Source organism: Aeromonas sp. R1-1 (genome assembly GCF_040908495.1).
Classification (GTDB): Bacteria; Pseudomonadota; Gammaproteobacteria; order Enterobacterales; family Aeromonadaceae; genus Aeromonas; species Aeromonas veronii.
The window spans coordinates 1-17,787 of record NZ_JBFODV010000198.1 but is presented as its reverse complement, the minus strand read 5'-3'; the positions used below and the strand labels follow the sequence as shown (position 1 = coordinate 17,787).

The 17,787-nt window shown below is 62.9% G+C and carries 18 protein-coding genes; 12 read left to right on the top strand and 6 right to left on the bottom strand.

Annotation, left to right across the window (positions count from 1 at the left end):
* A partial coding sequence (locus AB5Y92_RS12750; RefSeq protein ID WP_368226898.1) for a GntR family transcriptional regulator occupies positions 1-348 on the bottom strand: 348 nt, incomplete at its 3' end.
* Between the two features lie 198 nt (positions 349-546).
* On the opposite strand from AB5Y92_RS12750, the gene AB5Y92_RS12745 reads away from it, so the two are divergent.
* From AB5Y92_RS12745 to AB5Y92_RS12720, 6 genes are read left to right on the top strand one after another with little or no spacing between them, the layout of a single operon-like run.
* Positions 547-1,608 (top strand): ABC transporter substrate-binding protein, encoded by a 1,062-nt coding sequence (locus AB5Y92_RS12745; protein WP_368226897.1) that lies wholly within the window; start codon positions 547-549, stop codon positions 1,606-1,608.
* 9 nt (positions 1,609-1,617) lie between these two features.
* Complete coding sequence (locus AB5Y92_RS12740; protein WP_368226896.1) at positions 1,618-2,451, top strand: alkaline phosphatase family protein; 834 nt, start codon at positions 1,618-1,620, stop codon at positions 2,449-2,451.
* Entirely contained in the window at positions 2,451-3,350 is a 900-nt protein-coding gene (locus AB5Y92_RS12735; RefSeq protein WP_368226895.1) for an ABC transporter permease, read from the top strand. Before AB5Y92_RS12740 ends, AB5Y92_RS12735 begins: the two co-directional genes overlap by 1 nt.
* On the top strand, positions 3,343-4,119 hold the full coding sequence (locus tag AB5Y92_RS12730; RefSeq protein ID WP_019445454.1) for an ABC transporter permease: 777 nt from the start codon (positions 3,343-3,345) through the stop codon (positions 4,117-4,119). Before AB5Y92_RS12735 ends, AB5Y92_RS12730 begins: the two co-directional genes overlap by 8 nt.
* A gap of 6 nt (positions 4,120-4,125) precedes the next feature.
* Positions 4,126-5,133, top strand: a complete 1,008-nt coding sequence (locus AB5Y92_RS12725) for an ABC transporter ATP-binding protein (RefSeq protein WP_368226894.1) — start codon at positions 4,126-4,128, stop codon at positions 5,131-5,133.
* 39 nt (positions 5,134-5,172) lie between these two features.
* Positions 5,173-5,826, top strand: coding sequence for an HAD family phosphatase (locus AB5Y92_RS12720; RefSeq protein WP_216950002.1), 654 nt, complete (start codon positions 5,173-5,175; stop codon positions 5,824-5,826).
* A 115-nt stretch (positions 5,827-5,941) separates the two neighbouring features.
* Here AB5Y92_RS12720 and AB5Y92_RS12715 read toward each other — a convergent pair whose 3' ends face one another.
* On the bottom strand, positions 5,942-7,576 hold the full coding sequence (locus AB5Y92_RS12715; RefSeq protein WP_368226893.1) for a diguanylate cyclase: 1,635 nt from the start codon (positions 7,574-7,576) through the stop codon (positions 5,942-5,944).
* Positions 7,577-7,659: 83 nt separating this feature from the next.
* Here AB5Y92_RS12715 and AB5Y92_RS12710 point away from each other — a divergent pair, with 83 nt between their 5' ends.
* Together AB5Y92_RS12710 and AB5Y92_RS12705 are read left to right on the top strand one after the other, a co-directional pair.
* Complete coding sequence (locus tag AB5Y92_RS12710; RefSeq protein WP_279624059.1) at positions 7,660-8,100, top strand: DUF2214 family protein; 441 nt, start codon at positions 7,660-7,662, stop codon at positions 8,098-8,100.
* A 137-nt stretch (positions 8,101-8,237) separates the two neighbouring features.
* Complete coding sequence (locus AB5Y92_RS12705) at positions 8,238-9,137, top strand: DMT family transporter (RefSeq protein WP_368226892.1); 900 nt, start codon at positions 8,238-8,240, stop codon at positions 9,135-9,137.
* Between the two features lie 66 nt (positions 9,138-9,203).
* Here the strand turns inward: AB5Y92_RS12705 and AB5Y92_RS12700 are convergent, their stop codons facing one another.
* The 3 genes from AB5Y92_RS12700 to AB5Y92_RS12690 form a co-directional block, all read right to left on the bottom strand.
* Positions 9,204-9,830, bottom strand: coding sequence for a glutathione S-transferase family protein (locus tag AB5Y92_RS12700; RefSeq protein ID WP_368226891.1), 627 nt, complete (start codon positions 9,828-9,830; stop codon positions 9,204-9,206).
* Between the two features lie 106 nt (positions 9,831-9,936).
* Entirely contained in the window at positions 9,937-11,205 is a 1,269-nt protein-coding gene (locus AB5Y92_RS12695) for an O-acetylhomoserine aminocarboxypropyltransferase/cysteine synthase family protein (RefSeq protein WP_042081222.1), read from the bottom strand.
* Between the two features lie 151 nt (positions 11,206-11,356).
* Positions 11,357-11,533 carry a hypothetical protein gene (locus AB5Y92_RS12690; protein WP_005336463.1) on the bottom strand — a complete coding sequence of 59 codons (177 nt, stop codon included), beginning with the start codon at positions 11,531-11,533 and terminating at the stop codon, positions 11,357-11,359.
* Positions 11,534-11,633: 100 nt separating this feature from the next.
* Between AB5Y92_RS12690 and sgrR the strand changes: the two genes are divergently transcribed.
* The 4 genes from sgrR (at position 11,634) to AB5Y92_RS12670 (ending at position 17,065) form a co-directional block, all read left to right on the top strand.
* On the top strand, positions 11,634-13,337 hold the full coding sequence (sgrR, locus tag AB5Y92_RS12685; protein WP_368226890.1) for an HTH-type transcriptional regulator SgrR: 1,704 nt from the start codon (positions 11,634-11,636) through the stop codon (positions 13,335-13,337).
* A 145-nt stretch (positions 13,338-13,482) separates the two neighbouring features.
* Positions 13,483-15,660 (top strand): catalase/peroxidase HPI, encoded by a 2,178-nt coding sequence (gene katG / locus AB5Y92_RS12680; RefSeq protein ID WP_368226889.1) that lies wholly within the window; start codon positions 13,483-13,485, stop codon positions 15,658-15,660.
* 263 nt (positions 15,661-15,923) lie between these two features.
* Entirely contained in the window at positions 15,924-16,319 is a 396-nt protein-coding gene (locus AB5Y92_RS12675) for a thioesterase family protein (RefSeq protein ID WP_005336457.1), read from the top strand.
* Between the two features lie 44 nt (positions 16,320-16,363).
* Complete coding sequence (locus tag AB5Y92_RS12670; RefSeq protein ID WP_236356147.1) at positions 16,364-17,065, top strand: hypothetical protein; 702 nt, start codon at positions 16,364-16,366, stop codon at positions 17,063-17,065.
* A 36-nt stretch (positions 17,066-17,101) separates the two neighbouring features.
* Here AB5Y92_RS12670 and AB5Y92_RS12665 read toward each other — a convergent pair.
* A partial coding sequence (locus AB5Y92_RS12665; protein WP_368226888.1) for a lipase secretion chaperone occupies positions 17,102-17,787 on the bottom strand: 686 nt, incomplete at its 5' end.

Sequence of the window (17,787 nt, the reverse complement as noted above, 5' to 3'; positions counted from 1 at the left end):
CTGTTCGCCGATCCACTGGTGAAAGTGGGTGTGGATGGCGGGATCGTAGGTGAGGCGGGGTGGCGCCACAAACCAGCCGCGCCGCTCGGCACGGTAGATAAGGCCGTCTGCTTCGAGGCTGGAGAGCGCCTCCTTGATGGTGATGCGGGTGGTGGCGAAACGCTCGCTCAGGGCCCGTTCGGCGGGTAGCTGCTGCCCGGCCCCCAATTGGCCGCTGCCGATATAGCGGCGCAGGGTCTGGCAAATCTGTTCGCACTTGGAGGAGACGCGGCCATCGGCCATGCTCTGTTCGTTCACTCTCTGCTCGCTCAATCTCGGCTCGGTCACACTCTTGTCCCTGTTGCTTATTCAGACGGCGGGTGGCTGGCCAATCCCTTACTGGAATAGTCCAGCCTCACTCGGGTTCAGAGTTGTAACTGCTGTGGATGACAGCGCCATGACAGGGTGATTGTCATCAAACTGCCATTAAAGCGCCCCGCCACCGTCACAATTCCCCTCTAGCATCCCTCTCGAACCTTAACTGACCTAGTCCAGAGGGATGGGATGATGAAAAGCGTGATCGCAAGTGCACTGGCCATGGTGGCCATCAGCCAACCGTTTTTTGCCACAAATAGCTATGCAGCCGAAAATATCGCGGATCTCGAAAAGGCCGCCCGCGGTGAAGGCCAGCTCCACAGCATCGGCATGCCCGACAGCTGGGCCAACTGGAAGGATACCTGGCAGCAGCTGGGCAGCATCTACGGCATCAAGCATCAGGATACCGACATGAGCTCGGCGCAGGAGATCGCCAAGTTCGCCGCCGAGAAGGCCAATGCCACCGCCGATATCGGCGATGTGGGCGGCGCCTTCGGTCCGGTTGCGGTCAAGCAGGGGGTGACCCAACCCTACAAACCCTCCACCTGGGCCGATATTCCCAACTGGGCCAAGGATGCGGACGGTCACTGGATGCTGGCCTATACCGGCACTATCGCCTTCCTGATCAACAAGGATCTGGTCAAGGCCGCCCCCACCAGCTGGCAATCCCTGCTGGGTGGCGACTACAAGGTGACCCTGGGTGATGTGGGCGTTGCCTCCCAAGCCAACAACGGCGTGCTGGCGGCGGCCTATGCCACCGGTGGCAGCGAGAAGAATCTGAAACCTGCACTGGAGCTGTTCGGCCAGCTGGCCAAGCAGGGCCGCCTCTCCCTGAACGATCCCACCATCGCCAACATCGAGAAGGGCGAGGTGGAAGTGGGTGTGCTGTGGGACTTCAACGCCCTCAACTACCGCGACCAGATCGACCCCAAGAAGTTTGATGTGGTGATCCCGAGTGACGGCTCCGTCATCGCCGGTTACACCACCATCATCAACAAGTGGGCCAAGAACCCCAACGCCGCCAAACTGGCGCGGGAATACATCCTCTCCGATGCCGGTCAAATCAACCTGGCCCGTGGTTACGCCCGCCCGATCCGCAGCAACGTTGCGCTGCCGGATGACGTGAAGGCCAAGCTGCTGCCGGCCGAGCAGTATGCCAATGCCAAACCGGTGCAGGATCACGCCGCCTGGGAGCAGAGCTCCAAAGCCCTGCCGCGCCAGTGGCAAGAAACCGTCATGATCAACATGCAGTAAGGGAATCCAGTGCAACACAAGGTGATAGTGGTACTTGTGGATGGTCTGGCAGCCGAGGTAGCCCACACCATGGGCTACCTCGGTGGCATGGTGGAGGCGGGGCGGGGCCTGCATACGACCCTGAATGCTGCTCTGCCGTCTCTCTCCCGACCCCTCTACGAGTGCATCCTGACCGGCGTGCCGCCGGTGGCGAGCGGCATCACCCACAACGGGGTGAGTCGCCTCAGTCTGCATGACTCCATCTTCCATCTGGCCCGCGCTGCGGGCAAACGCACCGCAGCGGCGGCCTACCATTGGGTGAGCGAACTCTACAACCGCAGCCCCTGGCTGGCGGCCCGCGATCGCTTTACCCACGATGAGCAGCTGCCGATCCAGCACGGCTGCTTCTACTGGGATGACAACTACCCCGACAGCCATCTGCTGATGGATGGCGAGTGGCTGCGCAGCCAGTACGATCCCGATTTTCTGCTGATCCACCCGATGGGGGTGGACGATGCGGGCCACAAGTTTGGCTTCGATTCCCGCCAGTACCGCAATCAGGCGCGCCGCATGGACAGCCTGCTGGCCGACCTGCTGCCCCAGTGGCTGGCGGAGGGGTATCAGGTGGTAGTCACATCGGATCACGGCATGAACAACGACCTGAGCCACGGCGGCACCCTGCCTGAAGAGCGCACCGTGCCGCTCTGGCTGTTTGGCGATGCCTTCGTCGAGCGCTGGCCGGATGGGGTGGCGATTGCCCAGACCCAGCTCTGTGCCCTGATGGCGGATCTGCTGGGCATTTCCCACGACAAGCCGGCAGCGCCACCGCTGCTCAAGGCCGCCTTTATGCGCGAGGTGCACTGATGATGCCTGCAACCACCGAGATCCTCGTGGATCAACCCGTGGCAACCAAGCAGAAGGTGCGCCGCCACTGGCTGCCCGCGCTGGTGCTGCTGCCCTTTGTCCTCTTGATGATCCTGTTCCAGCTCGCCCCCATGGTGTGGGTGTTGGTGGGCAGTTTCCAGACCCCCGATGGCTGGGGCCTCGACTACTATCGGGAGATTTTGAGCTCCCCCTTCTACCTGCAATCGTTCGGCAACTCGTTGCGCATCGCCGGTATCGCCAGTCTGGCGGGGCTTGCCATCGGCACCCTCGGGGCGGCAGCGCTGCGTCACAGCGGCGAGCGGGTCAAGCGGGTGCTGCTGGCCTTTGTCACCATGACCGGCAACTTCAGCGGGGTGCCGCTGGCATTCGCCTTCATCATCATTCTCGGCATCAATGGTGCTGTGACCCTGCTGCTGAAATCTTGGGGATTGATCGACGGCTTCAACCTCTACTCGGGCAGCGGCCTTATCCTCATCTACACCTATTTCCAGATCCCGCTCGCCCTGCTGCTGCTCTACCCGGCGTTTGATGCGCTGCAGGATGAGTGGCCGCAGGCTGCCGCGCTGCTCGGCGCGAGCAAGGGGCTGTATGTGTGGCATGTGGCGCTGCCGGTGCTCACGCCCGCCCTGCTCGGCACCCTGATCATCCTGTTTGCCAACGCGGTGGGGGCCTATGCCTCCGCCTACGCCCTCACCACCGGCAACTTCAATCTGGTGACCATCCGGGTGGCCAGTCTGGTCTCCGGCGATATCTTCCTCGAGCCCAATATGGCGGCGGCGCTGGCGGTGATCCTGATGGTGCTGCTGGGAGTGGTGACGGCCGCCAACCAGTGGCTGCTGAAAAAGAGCTATGTGAACAAGGGGCAATCCCATGCATGATTTGACGCCGCGCTGGCCCAAGTGGGTGCTGGGCGGGCTGGTCGCCACCCTGCTGCTGCCGCTGCTGGCTACCTTTCTCTACTCCATCTCCACCCGCTGGGGCGCGACTCTGCTGCCGGACGGCTTCACCCTCGACTGGTATCTCAAACTGTGGGGCGATCCGCGCTTTCTCGCGGCGTTTGGCCGCAGCCTCCTGGTCTGCTTCGCCACCCTGCTGCTGGGGACGTTGGTGCTGGTACCCACCGTGCTGGTGGTGGCCTACTACTTCCCCAAGCTGGATCCCTGGATGAACCTGTTGATCCTGCTCCCCTTTGCGGTGCCGCCAGTGGTCTCTTCGGTGGGGCTGTTGCAGATCTACGCGGACGGCGTGCTGCCGATTATCGGCACGCCGTGGATCCTGATCGGCACCTGGTTCACCGTGGTGCTCCCCTTCATGTACCGGGCGCTGGCCAACAGCCTGCAGGGGGTGCCGCTGAAAGATCTGATGGATGCCGCCCACCTGCTGGGGGCGAGCAGCAGCCGAGCCTTTCTGCTGGTGGTGATCCCCTGTCTGCGCAAGGGATTGCTGGCGGCGCTGTTTCTCTCCCTCTCCTTCCTGCTCGGCGAGTTCGTGTTTGCCAACATGCTGGTGGGCACCCGTTACGAGACCCTGCAGGTCTACCTCTACAACATGCGCGCCACCTCGGGCCACTTCACCAGTGCGCTGGTGATGAGCTACTTCCTGCTGACCCTGCTGCTCACCTGGGCGGCCAACAGATTTCATCGGTGAATCAACATGTTCCATCTAGAAGTGAATCAACTGCACAAATCCTACGGCGACACCCGGGTGTTCGAGGGGATCGAGTTCGGCATTCGCAAGGGGGAGCTGGTGACCCTGCTCGGCCCCTCCGGCTGCGGCAAGTCCACCCTGCTGCGGGCGCTGGCCGGGCTCACTCCGGTAGATGGCGGTCAGGTGCGGGTAGCCGGTGAAGATATCACCTGGCAGGAGCCTCAGAAGCGGGGCATCGGCATGGTGTTCCAGAGTTATGCGCTCTTCCCCAACATGACGGTGTGGGACAACGTCGCCTTCGGTCTCAAGATGAAACCCCAGCCGGGGCGGGAGCTGGCGGCCAGCGTGCAGGAGGCATTGGCGCTGGTGGAGCTGACCGGCTTCGAGCGCCGCTATCCTGCTGAGCTCTCCGGCGGTCAGCGCCAGCGGGTGGCACTGGCCCGGGCTTTGGTGGTGCAGCCGCGGATCCTGCTGCTGGACGAGCCGCTCTCGGCGCTGGATGCCCGCATCCGCCGCAGCCTGCGCCAGCAGATCCGCGAGATCCAGCAGCGCCTTGAGCTCACCACCATCTTCGTGACCCACGATCAGGAGGAGGCGCTCACCATGTCGGATCGGATCTTCCTGATGAACAAGGGATCCATCGTCCAGAGTGGCACGCCGGAGGAGATCTATACCCGTCCCGCCAGCGAGTTTGTGGCGGGCTTTATCGGCAACTACAACCTGCTTGGCGCCGAGCAGGGCAAGTCGCTGTTTGGCCCCCGTTTTCAGGGCAAGCTGGCGCTGCGGCCGGAGTCCATTACCCTGCAGCCCGCAGGGGCGGCCAGCAGCGAGCCCAGCCTGCCCGGCATCATTCGCCAGCAACAGCTGCTCGGCAACGTCATCCGCTATCAGGTGGAGTGCGAGGCGGGGCTGTTGACGGTGGATTGCCTCAACCGTTCGGCTGGCGATCTGCTGGCACCCGGCAGTGCCGTGACCCTGGCGGTGGCCCGGGATCAACTCTGTGAGGTAGCATGAGGCCACATTTCATTTCCATTTTCACTGCGAGGAGCGCCCATGGCACTGGCACTGTTTGATCTGGACGAGACCCTGATTGCCGGGGATTCCGCCAGCCTCTGGCTGGAGTACATGGTGGCCGAGGAGCTGGCGCCCGCCAGCATGATCGCTGAGGAGCAGGCCATGATGTCCCTCTACCATCAAGGCAAGATGGATATGCACCAGTACATGGCCTTCACCCTGCAACCGCTGGCGGGCAAGACGCGCCAGTGGCTCGACTCGCTCTCTACCCGCTTTGCCGAGCAGGTGCTGCGCGAGCGCCTCTACCCCGAGGGGTTGGCGCGCATCGAATGGCATCGGGAGCGGGGCGACGATCTGGTGCTTATCTCCGCCTCCGGCGAGCATCTGGTGGCCCCCATGGCGAAGATGCTGGGGATGGATCACTGCGTGGCCATCCTGCTCGACGAGGAAGCCGGCATGCTGACCGGCCAGACCCGCGGCACTCTCAGTTTTCGCGAGGGCAAGGTGGCCCGCATCAACCAGCTCTTTGCCGGCAGGGACCACCTCTGGCAGGGGAGCTTTGGCTACAGCGACTCCCACAACGATCTGCCCATGCTGCGGGCGGTGAGCCATCCCCATGCGGTTAATCCTGCCCCCGCGCTGCGTCAGCAGGCCGAGGAGCTGGGCTGGCCGGTGTGGGAGTGGCAGCGCTGAATCGCGCACCGCACAGGCTTAACGTGCAGCAAGAAGCACGATAAACAAAGAGAGAGGCTGGAGCCTCTCTCTTTGTTTTTGCTGACGGCGTTGTGGTTGGTGCTGGCGGCGGTGGCTACCCTTCGTTGGTTTGTTGTCGGGGCTCGCCAAAGGCGGGAATGTCCTCCTCGGCACTCTGGTGAGGGGCGTTGCGCAGAGGGAAGCAGATACGGTTTTTCCCCTCCCGCTTGGCCTGATAGACCCCCTTGTCGGCCAGCTCCACCAGCTCTTTGGCCGAGAGCCCGGAGCGGCTGAAAGCCACCCCGCCGCTGATGGTGATGGTGAGGTCGGGTTCGCGCCACTCCAGCTGCTCCACCCCGAGCCGGAACGCTTCCAGCAGGGAGGGAAGCATCGGCTGCTCTTCGCCGTAACGGAAGATCAGCACCAGCTCCTCGCCGCCATAGCGGCAGAACCAGCCCCACTCGTGGAACAGATTCATGCCCAGCTTGCTTACCCGCTTGAGCACCACATCCCCCGCCTGATGGCCGTGGGTATCGTTGACCCGTTTGAAATCATCCAGATCGAACATCACCACCCCGAAGGGGGCGCCACTGTTGAGCTGCTTCTGCAGGCACTCGTCGAAGAAGCGACGGTTGTAGAGGCCGGTGAGCTTGTCCTGATGGGCTTGCAGGCGGATCTGGGCAAAGTCCTGGCTGGCGGCATCCATCTCTTCATAGACCTTGGCCAGCTCCAGCATGCGGCGGCCGTTGTAGGCGATACCGCCGGAGCGGCTGGCGCGGATCAGCAGGGTGATCTCCCCCAGCATCCGGCGGAAGTAGCGGGACCAGAGCAGGGCCAGCAGCAGATAGAGAATGCAGGCGACGGCAATCATCAACTGCACGTTGATAGAGACGCTGTCGATCACCTGCTGCATGCTGGCAGTCGGCTCGACGCTGAGCAGGATCCAGCGCTGCTCGGGGATGCGGTAGTAGGAGACCATCAGGCCGCTGGCATCATCGAGGAAAAAGCCCTGCGGCTGTTGCATCCGGGCCAGCCAGTCGGGGTGGGCGAGGGGTTTGAATACCCGTTCGCGATCCGGATGGGCCAGCACCAGCCCGTCATGGTTGAGCAGGATCTGATAGCCATTACCCAGATGGTGACTCTGAGCATGCCGACTGTTTAGCCAGCTGGCGAGGGGGGTGAGCTGGGTATCCAGCGAGAGTACGCCAACCCGCTTGCCGTCAGGATCTTTAATTACCCGGGCCAGCGCCATGGTGAGGGTGCCCAAGGTGTAGTCGTAATAAGGATCGGTCCAGACAATCTGTCCGGGATGGCTGGATGCCAGCAGATACCAGGGGCGGGTTCTGGGATCGAACTTTTCGTCGGCCTGCCAGGAGGGGTGGATCAGCATCTTGCGATGCTCGGTGCCTACATAGACGTAATCGAGCTCCATCACCTTGTGATAGGCCTGCCACTGTTGCAGGTAGCGCTCGCCGTTAAGGATCTCCGGGCCGCTGAAATCCTGATAATTTACCTGCTGATAAATGAGCGTAAACTGGCGTTTGAGGGTCGCCAGATAGGGTTCGATCAGGGTATGGAAATACTGGGTGTTGCGAGCAATCAGGTTCTGTTGCTGCTCGTGGCGCAGGGTGCGCTCCATATGCAGGTAGTAGATGCTGCCGAGCAGCAACACAGGGATAAAAAGCAAGAGGAGGCCCAGCCGCATGCGGGTGATCAAAGACCAAGTGTTCTTGGGCTTGGCGGGGGACATGAACAGATCCTTTTCGTCTCGGGTGGCACCAGCATATATGATGCGGTGCGGCTCGTCTAAAGGCAGAAAATGAGATGTTTCCGATGCTGAACCACACTCTGCTCTCAATGATTCATTATGGCAGCATAGTGGTGCTAATCCTTGCCCTCTGTGTCGAGTATCTGATCTTTCGGCGCGGCCTGAACATGCTGCGAGTGCGCCGTCTGCTGCTGGCAGATGGGGTGGCTGCGCTGGCGCTCTTCTCCATCTTTGCCACCGGGTGTCTGCTGGCCCTCGAGCATGCCAGCTCGGTGGCAGAGATCTTTGCCCATCCTGCCCACGGCCTCAAGATGGGGCTGTTTCTGCTGATTGTTGGCTCCCTCGTTTATCCCAGCCGCCTCTTCTATCGCTGGCGTCGCGCCCTGCGTCTGGGCAAGGCGCCGATGATCTCCATTCAGCAGCACTTCCGGGTGGTGTGGATCCTGCGGGGCAATCTGCTACTGATTGCCCTGTTGGCCGTGTTCACCAAGCCCTCGCTGCTTTAGCACTCGCGGTGCTCAAAAGCAGTGCGATGCAGCGCGTTGAGAGCAAGAGCGAAGACAAAGAGTGGAGACAAGAGGATAGGGAGGCGGGTATCTTGGATCGGATAACCCGTCACGCGCCGATTTAAGGAAGAATCGCCATGCGCTCCAATCTGATGTTGCTGATGGCTGCCACCATCTGGGGTATGGGCTTTGTCGCCCAGCGCCTCGGGATGGATCACATGGGGCCCTATACCTTCAATGGCCTGCGCTTTCTGCTCGGTGCCTTCTCCCTGCTGCCGCTGCTCTGGTGGCTCAAATCCCGTCAACCAGTGGTCGCCACGGGCGACCATCGCCAACTGTTGACCGGTGGGGGGCTGGCCGGGCTGGTGCTGTTCTGTGCCGCATCCCTGCAGCAGGTGGGACTGCTCTACACCACGGCCGCCAAGGCCGGTTTCATCACCGGGCTCTACATCATTCTGGTGCCGGTACTGGGGCTGCTGCTGCGCCACAAGAGCGGGCTCAATACCTGGATCGGCGCCATCATCGCGCTGGCCGGTCTTTATGTACTGAGCGTTACCGACGAGTTCACCATCGGCTTTGGCGATCTGCTGCAGGTGGTCGGCGCCCTGTTCTGGGCCGTTCACCTGCTGCTGGTGGATCACTACTCCAACCGGGTTGCCCCCATCAAGCTGGCTGGAGTGCAGTTCGTGGTCTGCGGCCTGCTCAGCCTCGCCACTGCTTTTGTTATCGAAACCCCGACTGTTAGCGGCGCCGTGGCAGGTTGGCAGGCGCTGCTCTATGCCGGGCTGGTGTCGGTCGGGGTCGGTTATACCCTGCAGGTGGTGGGGCAGCGGGGCGCTCATCCGGCCCACGCCGCCATCATCCTTAGTCTGGAGGCCGTCTTTGCCGCCGTGGGGGGCGTGTTGCTGTTGGGTGAGACGTTGGATGAGCGCGCCATTGCCGGTTGCGCCCTGATGCTGGCGGGGATGCTGATCTCCCAGATCCGCTTGAGATGGTGGTGGAAGTCGCGCCGGGACAAGTTGCCCGCGACCAAGTAAACCGCAGCCCGCTGCATAACAAAAACGCCCCGACAGTCGGGGCGTTTTGCATGATGGCGATTCGGATCAGGGGCGCTGATCCAGCTCGCGCTCCAGCTCTACCGCCTTCTGACGGGCCGGATGGGTATTGAGGAGTTCCCAATAGGCTTGCAGATGCGGGAAGTGGGCCAGCTGGCCGCTTTGCGCCAGCAGATCCACCAGGAAGGAGTTCATGATGTCGGCGCCGGAGAGGCGATCCCCCACCAGATAGTGGCGTTTCGCCAGTACCTCATTGAGGTAGCCAAGCACCTTGGCACACTCCGCCCTGGCGTAGTCCGGCAGGAAGCGCATCGGGCTGCCATCCTTGCGCACGAACATGTCGAGCAGCAGTGGCAGAATGCCCGAGCTCTCGGCAAAGTGAAGCCACTGCAGGTATTCGGGATACTCCGGGCTATCTGGTGCCGGTGCCAGCCGATCCGGGGCGTAGCGGGCAATCAGGTACTCGGTGATGGCGCCCGATTCCGCCAGCACCCGGCCGTCGAACTCGATGACCGGCGACTTGCCGAGGGGGTGGATGGCTTTTAGCTCGGGCGGCGCCAGAAAGGTGGCGGCATCGCGCTGATACGCCTTGATCTCATAGGGCTGGCCCAGCTCTTCGAGCAGCCAGATGATGCGCTGGGAGCGGGATTTGTTCAGGTGGTGCAGGACTATCATAACGACCTCGATTCGGTGGCAGGAAAGTGTGTACGAACGGGCGAGGGGGGCGGTTCACCGATGGCTAAAAAAGAGCGGGCTGATGCCCGCTCCCTCGTTGACTGACTCAGGCCTCCAGCGCCTGATCCAGATCCGCCAGAATGTCCTCGATCGCCTCGATCCCTACCGACAGCCGGATCATCTCAGGTTTGACGCCAGCCTTGGCCTGCTCCTCCTCGCTCAGCTGGCGATGGGTGGTGGAGGCGGGGTGGCAGGCCAGCGACTTGGCATCGCCGATGTTGACCAGCCGCTTGAAGATCTTCAGCGCATCGTAGAAGCGCACGCCCGCCTCGTAGCCATCCTTCAGACCGAACGAGAGGATGGCCGAGGGGCGACCAGCCATGTACTTCTCTGCCAGCAGATAGTGCGGGTGACCCGGCAGACCGGCGTAGCTGACCCAGGCCACCTTGGGGTGATGCTTGAGGTGGTTGGCGACCCGCAGGGCGTTGTCGACGTGGCGCTCCATCCGCAGGCTCAGAGTCTCCAGCCCTTGCAGCAGCAGGAAGGCGTTCATCGGCGCCAGCGCCGCGCCGGTATTGCGCAGTGGCACTGTGCGTACCCGACCGATAAAGGCAGCGGGGCCAAAGGCCTCGGTGTAGACCACCCCGTGGTATGAGGGCTCGGGTTTGGTCAGCTGTGGGAAGCGCTCGGCGTGATCCGCCCAGGGGAATTTGCCCGAGTCGACGATGACGCCACCCAGCGAGTTGCCGTGGCCGCCGACATATTTGGTCAGGCTGTGTACGACGATGTCGGCGCCGTGTTCGATGGGCTTGCAGAGTACCGGGGTGGCGACCGTGTTGTCGACGATAAGCGGCACGCCGCGGGCGTGGGCTGCCTTGGCCAGCGCGGCCAGATCGACGATGTTGCCCGCCGGGTTGCCGATGCTCTCGCAGTAGACCGCCTTGGTCTTGTCGTCGATGAGGGCGGCGATGGCTTCGGCGCTGTCATCCTTGGCAAAGCGCACCTCGACCCCGAAACTCGGCAGCATGTGGGCGAACAGGGTGTAGGTGCCACCATAGAGCTGGGGCGTGGAGACAATGTTGTCACCGGCGGCGGTCAGCGCCTGAATGGCGTAGGTGATGGCGGCGGAACCTGCCGAGACCACCAGCGCGGCGATCCCCCCTTCCAGCGCGGCCATCCTCTGCTCCAGCACATCGTTGGTGGGGTTCATGATGCGGGTGTAGATGTTGCCCGGCACCGCCAGATTGAACAGATCCGCCCCGTGCTGGGCGCTCTCGAACTCGTAGGCCACCGTCTGGTAGATGGGCACGGCGACCGCTTTGGTGGTGGGGTCGTTGGAAAAGCCGTGGTGCAGGGCCAGGGTCGCATCTTTCATCACACACTCCTTGTTGGATGTTGCTTGTCGCAGTTATAGATGGATAGACGTCCAATCTATCAGGCCCGTGGCCGATGTAAACAGCAAGATCCGGCAAAGCAATGTCGCCCGCAGGGGGATGCGCATCCCGAGTGGTTGGCACGGCTCGCACTCAGAGGCGGCGGCGATACTCCTTGTCGTCGATCTGGTTCATATCCCACTGCATCAGGCGGTTGAGCTGCTGCATGGGATCTTCGATAAGTGGCAGCGGGCGCGGCAGGATCCGCTTGAAGTAACGGCGCAAGGTCTGCTGGATCCGGTTCGGTTTGAGGGGGTTGGCGTGGCTCATGATGGTGCTCCTCTACTGTGGTTCTCACGTTCATCAGCAGTATTGAGCTAAAATGCGGAAGTAAAAACTGATGACTTATAGCAACAGGATTTCCTCTTTTATGCCGACCGGTCGCCTTTACCAGCAATTTCAACGACTCGCCCAGCTGCTTGGCAGCGACGAACGGGAGATCAGCCTCGCCGAGGTGGCGGATCTGCTCTGCTGCACCCCGCGCAACGCTCGCCTGCTGCTGCGGCGGATGCAGGATCAGGGCTGGCTCAGCTGGTCGGCGGAAGCGGGGCGGGGGCGGCGCTCCCGGCTCACCCTGCTCGATAGTCAGGAGAGCCTGACCCGGCGCCGCTTGCGGGATCTGCTCAGTCAGGGCCAGTTGGCGCAGGCGGTGCGGCTGGCCGAAGATCGCCTCGATCTGCTCACTCCGTTGCTGATCGAACAGCTCGGTCAGGCCACCCGCGAGGGGCGCCAGATCCTGCGGGTGCCATACTATCGCCCGTTGCCGCAGTTGCTGCCCACCGGCCCGATGCGCCGTTCCGAAATTCACCTGAGCCGCCAGATCTTCAACGGCCTCACCCGGCGAAATGAGGAAAATGGGGAAATCGAAGGGGATCTGGCCCACCACTGGGAGTGTCTAGGCCCCTGTCACTGGCGCTTCTATCTGCGCCCGGCGGTGCGTTTTCACCACGGTCGCGAGCTGGTGGTGGAAGATGTGATGGAGAGTCTGCTGGCCCTGCGGGATCGCCCGCTGTTCGCCCATCTGGATCGGCTGGAGAGCCCCTGGCCGCGCACCCTGGATCTCTATCTCGACAGCCCGGATCCCTGGCTGCCCCACCTGCTGGCCGAACCGGTGGCGACCATTTTGCCGCGGGAGCTCAAGGGGGAGGCAGGCTTTGCCCTGCAACCGGTGGGCACCGGACCCTACCGGGTGGCCGCCAACGATCCCCTGCATCTTTGCCTTGCGGCGTTTGACGACTACTTCGGCCTGCGCGCCCTGCTCGACGAGATCGATATCTGGATGCTGCCGGAGCTTGCTGAGCGGCTGGAGACCCACCTGCAGCTGGGGCGCGACAGCCCTGAGCTCGGCACCATGCGCGGCGAGTCGGAGCTGGAGTCGGGCTGCTACTTCCTGCTGCAAGACGATCGTTCCGGATCCTTGCAGGATCCCGCTCTGCGCCAGTGGCTCGGCCAGCTGCTCAATCCGGTTGCCCTGATGGGGCGGGTCGCCCCCGAGTTACAACGGGGCTGGACCAGCGCCCTCGGCCTGCTGCCCCACTGGCGCGAAGCACTGCCCGCGCCCTTGCCCACACCGGCGCAGTTGCCGACGACCTTGGTGCTTGCCTGTTTCAACCAGCATCTGGAATTCAACGAGTGCGCCAACGCCATGAGCAGCCTGCTGGCCGAACAGGGGATCCGGCTGGAGGTGCGCACCCTCGATTACGGCCGCTGGGTAAGCGGCGAGGATGAGGATGTGGATCTCTGGCTCGGCACCCTCAACCTCGAACATGCCGGCCCCTTTGCCCCCTACGCCTGGTTGCAGGGCACACCGTTGCTGCGCAAGGTGTGGGGCAGTCAGCATGGGTTGTGGCAAGGGTTGATGCAGTGGCGCGCCAGCGGTGCCGAGCCTGGCCCCCGCGCCCTGCTGGCAACTGTGCAGCAGCAGAGCTGGTTTGTGCCGCTGTTTCACCACTGGCTGGAGCTGGAGAGCCGGGTCGGTGTACACGGGGTGCGGATGACAGCGCTTGGCTGGTTCGATTTTCGCAGCGCCTGGCTGCGGCCCGAGCCGCCCCATCAGCCCGCAGAGGCGCCATAGTTCGTCTAATTTCTGTCGCGGCTGACGGGCGTTCCGTGGCCGCTTGCGTGAAAGATCCGTAAATCGGCCGCTGCTGCACAGTTTGTGTCACGCCTCTGTGCCATGCTGTTTCAGGTTATGGACAGCAGAGCAAATGAGGAAAACGATGAGCAACAATTCAGACAGTTCCGCAGGAAAATGCCCGGTCATGCACGGGGGAACCACCTCCGTCGAGACGTCCAGAATGGAGTGGTGGCCGAAGAGCCTCAACCTCGACATTCTTCATCAACACGATACCAAGACCAATCCGCTGGGGGCCGGTTTCAACTATCGGGAAGCCTTGAAGGGGCTCGATATGGCGGCCCTCAAGCAGGATGTGACCGCCCTGATGACCGACAGTCAGGAGTGGTGGCCCGCCGACTGGGGCCACTACGGCGGCCTGATGATCCGCATGGCCTGGCACTCGGCCGGGACTTACCGCATCGCCGATGGCCGCGGCGGCGGTGGCAGCGGCAACCAGCGTTTCGCCCCCCTTAACTCCTGGCCGGATAACGCCAACCTCGACAAGGCCCGTCGCCTGCTTTGGCCCATCAAGAAGAAGTACGGCAACAAGATCAGCTGGGCCGACCTGATCATTCTGGCGGGCACCGTGGCTTATGAGTCCATGGGGCTCAAGACCTTCGGCTTCGCCTTTGGCCGCGAGGATATCTGGCACCCGGAGAAGGATATCTACTGGGGATCGGAGAAGGAATGGCTGGCGCCCAGCGGCAAGCCGGGTGGTCGTTATTCCGGCGAGCGGGATCTGGAAAACCCGCTGGCGGCGGTGATGATGGGGCTTATCTACGTCAACCCGGAAGGGGTGGATGGCCAGCCCGATCCGCTGAAAACCGCGCAGGATATGCGGGTCACCTTCGCCCGCATGGCGATGGATGATGAAGAGACAGTGGCACTGACCGCCGGTGGCCACACCGTCGGCAAGGCTCACGGCAACGGCAACGCCAAGCATCTCGGGCCCGAGCCGGAAGGGGCCAGCCTCGAGGAGCAGGGGCTGGGCTGGATCAATCACCACAGCCGCGGCATCGGCCGCAACACAGTGACCAGCGGCATCGAGGGTGCCTGGACCACCCACCCGACCAGGTGGGACAACGGTTACTTCGAGCTGCTGTTCAAGTACGACTGGTGGTTGCAAAAATCACCGGCAGGGGCCCATCAGTGGGAACCGATCAATATCGCCGAAGAGGATATGCCGGTGGATGTGGAGGACCCGTCGATCCGCTGCAAACCCATGATGACGGATGCCGATATGGCGCTCAAATTCGACCCCGAGTATCGCAAGATTGCCGAGCGCTTCCGCGATGATCCGGCGGCCTTCTCCGACGCCTTCGCCCGCGCCTGGTTCAAGCTGACCCACAGGGATATGGGGCCGAAGAGCCGCTATGTCGGCCCCTATGTGCCGACAGAAGATCTGATCTGGCAGGATCCGGTGCCTGCTGGACGTGCCGATTATGATGTGGCGGCGGTGAAGGGCAGGATCGCCGCCAGTGGCCTCTCCATCAGCGAGCGGGTCACTACCGCCTGGGATAGTGCCCGTACCTTCCGAGGCTCCGACAAGCGGGGCGGAGCCAACGGTGCCCGCATCCGGCTGACGCCCCAGAAGGATTGGCCGGGCAACGAACCGGCGAGGCTGGCGAAGGTGCTGGCGGTCTATGACAAGCTGGCGGCCGAGTGTGGCGTCAGCGTCGCGGATCTCATCGTGCTGGGGGGCAACCTCGCCATCGAGCAGGCAGCCCAGGCCGCCGGGGTGACGGTGAGCGTGCCGTTTGCGCCTGGCCGGGGGGACGCCACTCAGGCTCAGACCGATGTGGCCTCGTTCGAGGTGCTGGAACCGCTGGCCGACGGCTTCCGCAACTGGCTGAAGCAGGACTATGTGGTGACGGCGGAGGAGCTGCTGCTGGATCGCGCCCAGCTGATGGGGCTCACCGCCTGCGAGATGACGGCGCTGGTCGGCGGGATGCGGGTGCTCGGCACCAACCACGACGGAACCGGGCACGGGGTCTTTACCGACCGGGTCGGGGTTCTCAGCAACGACTTCTTCGTCAACCTGACCGACATGGGCTACCAGTGGCTGCCGAAAGCGAGCAATCTCTACGAGATCCGCGATCGCCGCAGCGGCGCCCTGAAGTGGACGGCCACCCGGGTGGATCTGGTGTTCGGTTCCAACTCGGTGCTGCGCGCTTATGCCGAGGTCTATGCCCAGGATGACAACAAGGAGAAGTTTGTCTGTGACTTCATCACCGCCTGGAACAAGGTGATGAATGCGGATCGCTTCGATCTGTTGGGCTAGTCCCCGAGCCGTTTGGTTATCTGCACCAGCCCCGCACAGCCAAGATGTGCGGGGCTTTTTACTGTCTGCTTTTTGCAGAGCACCACAATCTGCCGCGCTGCGACACCTGCTGGCCGGTATCGCAGGGCCGCTGGCATCCCTGTGCTTGGGCCAGCAGTATCATGTAACATGCTGATCCGCTGATGATGCCCGGCGGCCACCCATTGGCCACTGATGTCCCATGAACGGACAAGGACAGAAACAAAGAGACAAGGAGTCAACCCATGCTGGAAATGCAGATCCAACCCCGCTTTCAGGAGACGGATGCCCTCGGCCATATCAACAATACGGTGCCGGCGGTCTGGTTCGAATCGGCGCGGGATCCCCTGTTCCGGATCTTCTCCCCCGATCTGGATGTGCATAACTGGCACCTGATCATCGCGGGCTACACAGTGCAGTTCAAACGGGAGCTGTTCTACGGCCAGCCGGTCACCATCAAGACCGGCGTACGCCGCATCGGCACCAGCTCATTTACGGTCTGGCAGGAGGCCTGGCAGGGCGGCGAACTGGCCGTCACCGCCGAAACGACCCTGATCCATTTTGACTACCGGGCCCGCCAATCCCTGCCCCTGAGCGATGCTCACCGGGAAGGGTTGCGGGCCTGGCTGACAGAGAGTTAACCACGGGCCGGATGGCCCATCACAGGAGTGCTATGTACAACTCAATGCGCAACACAGCGATCGCGCTGACCCTGGGATTCTGCTCCCTCCCTTCTCTGGCCGCTTCTCTCGCCGAGCAGTTTACCCTGATGGAGAAAGGGGCCGAGAGCGCCCTCGATACCCGTCAATTCAGCCATGACGGCGTCGACATCAAGGCCTGGATCGATGGCGCCCCCGTCATCATCGCCGTGCCCATCATGAACGAGCTGGGCAAGCTGGAAGGGGAGAGCCGCTACTACTTCAAGGGTGGCAAGCTGTTCGGGGTCAAAGAGCCCGCCGCCCAGTTCGCCTTTGATGACAGCGGCAAGCTGACCCAATGGCTGGACGAGAAGGGGCAGCCCGCCGAGTTCGTCAGCAAGATGAGCATGCAGCAGCGTCAGGAGTGGCTCACCAAGCGAGCCGCCGAGCTGAGCAAGCTGTTTGTGGTGAGCGCGGCCGAGCAGAAGGCGGCCAAGGGGGGCGTCAAGCTGAAGGGGGCGGATCTCGCTCACTGGCTCTGCAACGGCAAACTGATGGATCTCGCCCATGGCGACAAGGTGATCTTCGAGCAGGATCAGCTGAAGATTGGCGAGCAGGGGATCGAAGGGGAGGTCTCCCTGCGTCAGGATAAGGGGTGGCAGGAGCTGAGCCTCAAGTGCGAGGTGCAGGGCACCCAAGTGACCCGCCTCACCTGGCAGCCGCTGCCGGGGGCCAACAAGCCGCAATAAGCGCAATAGCAAGGGGGCCCATCGCGGGCCCCCTTCTCATTCGGCTTGTGGCTCCCCCAGCTTGAGCCGGGTGATCGCCTCGACCCGGCGCCACTGTCCGGGTTCGAACCAGCGGGCCAGCAGCTCCTGCTGCTGTTCGGCCCGGGCCTCGTTCGGCAGTTGTCTGAGCTCGGCCAGAAAGCCGCTGAGCTGCTCCTCGAACCCTTGCCGGTTCTGCTCCAGCTGGCGCATCCGATCCACCGCTTCCGGCCCTCCCGTCTCCAGCAGCAGAGCCTCCCGTTTGGCCGGGTCCATCTGCGCCAGCTCTTGCAACTCCCCAAGCAGGCGGCTGTTGGCCTCCGCCTCGCGAAACCAGCCCGGTTGCTCCGCCAGCCAGAGATCCAGCTCGCTGGCCAACTGCGACTTGTCGCTGTCTCTCGCCTCCGCCAGCGCCCTGCGGCGCAGGGTCAGCTGCTCCATCAGCCTATCCTCGGTAAACAGCTGGGCCTGCTCGGCCGGGGTAAAGCTCTGCTGGCGCAGCTGCTCCCGCTCGTCAAACAGGATCTGCAAGCTGGCGAGGGAGATCTCGGTGGGCACCGTCAGGCTGCTCTGGGCGGAGACAAAGGTGCGATAGCGCGTCTGCAGGGCATCGGCGGCCTCCTTCTCGGGATCGTGCGGGTGGCTCTGTGCATGCTGGCTGGCTTGAGCGGGGGATGAGTCTGCCGTCGGTGCCGTGGGCCAGA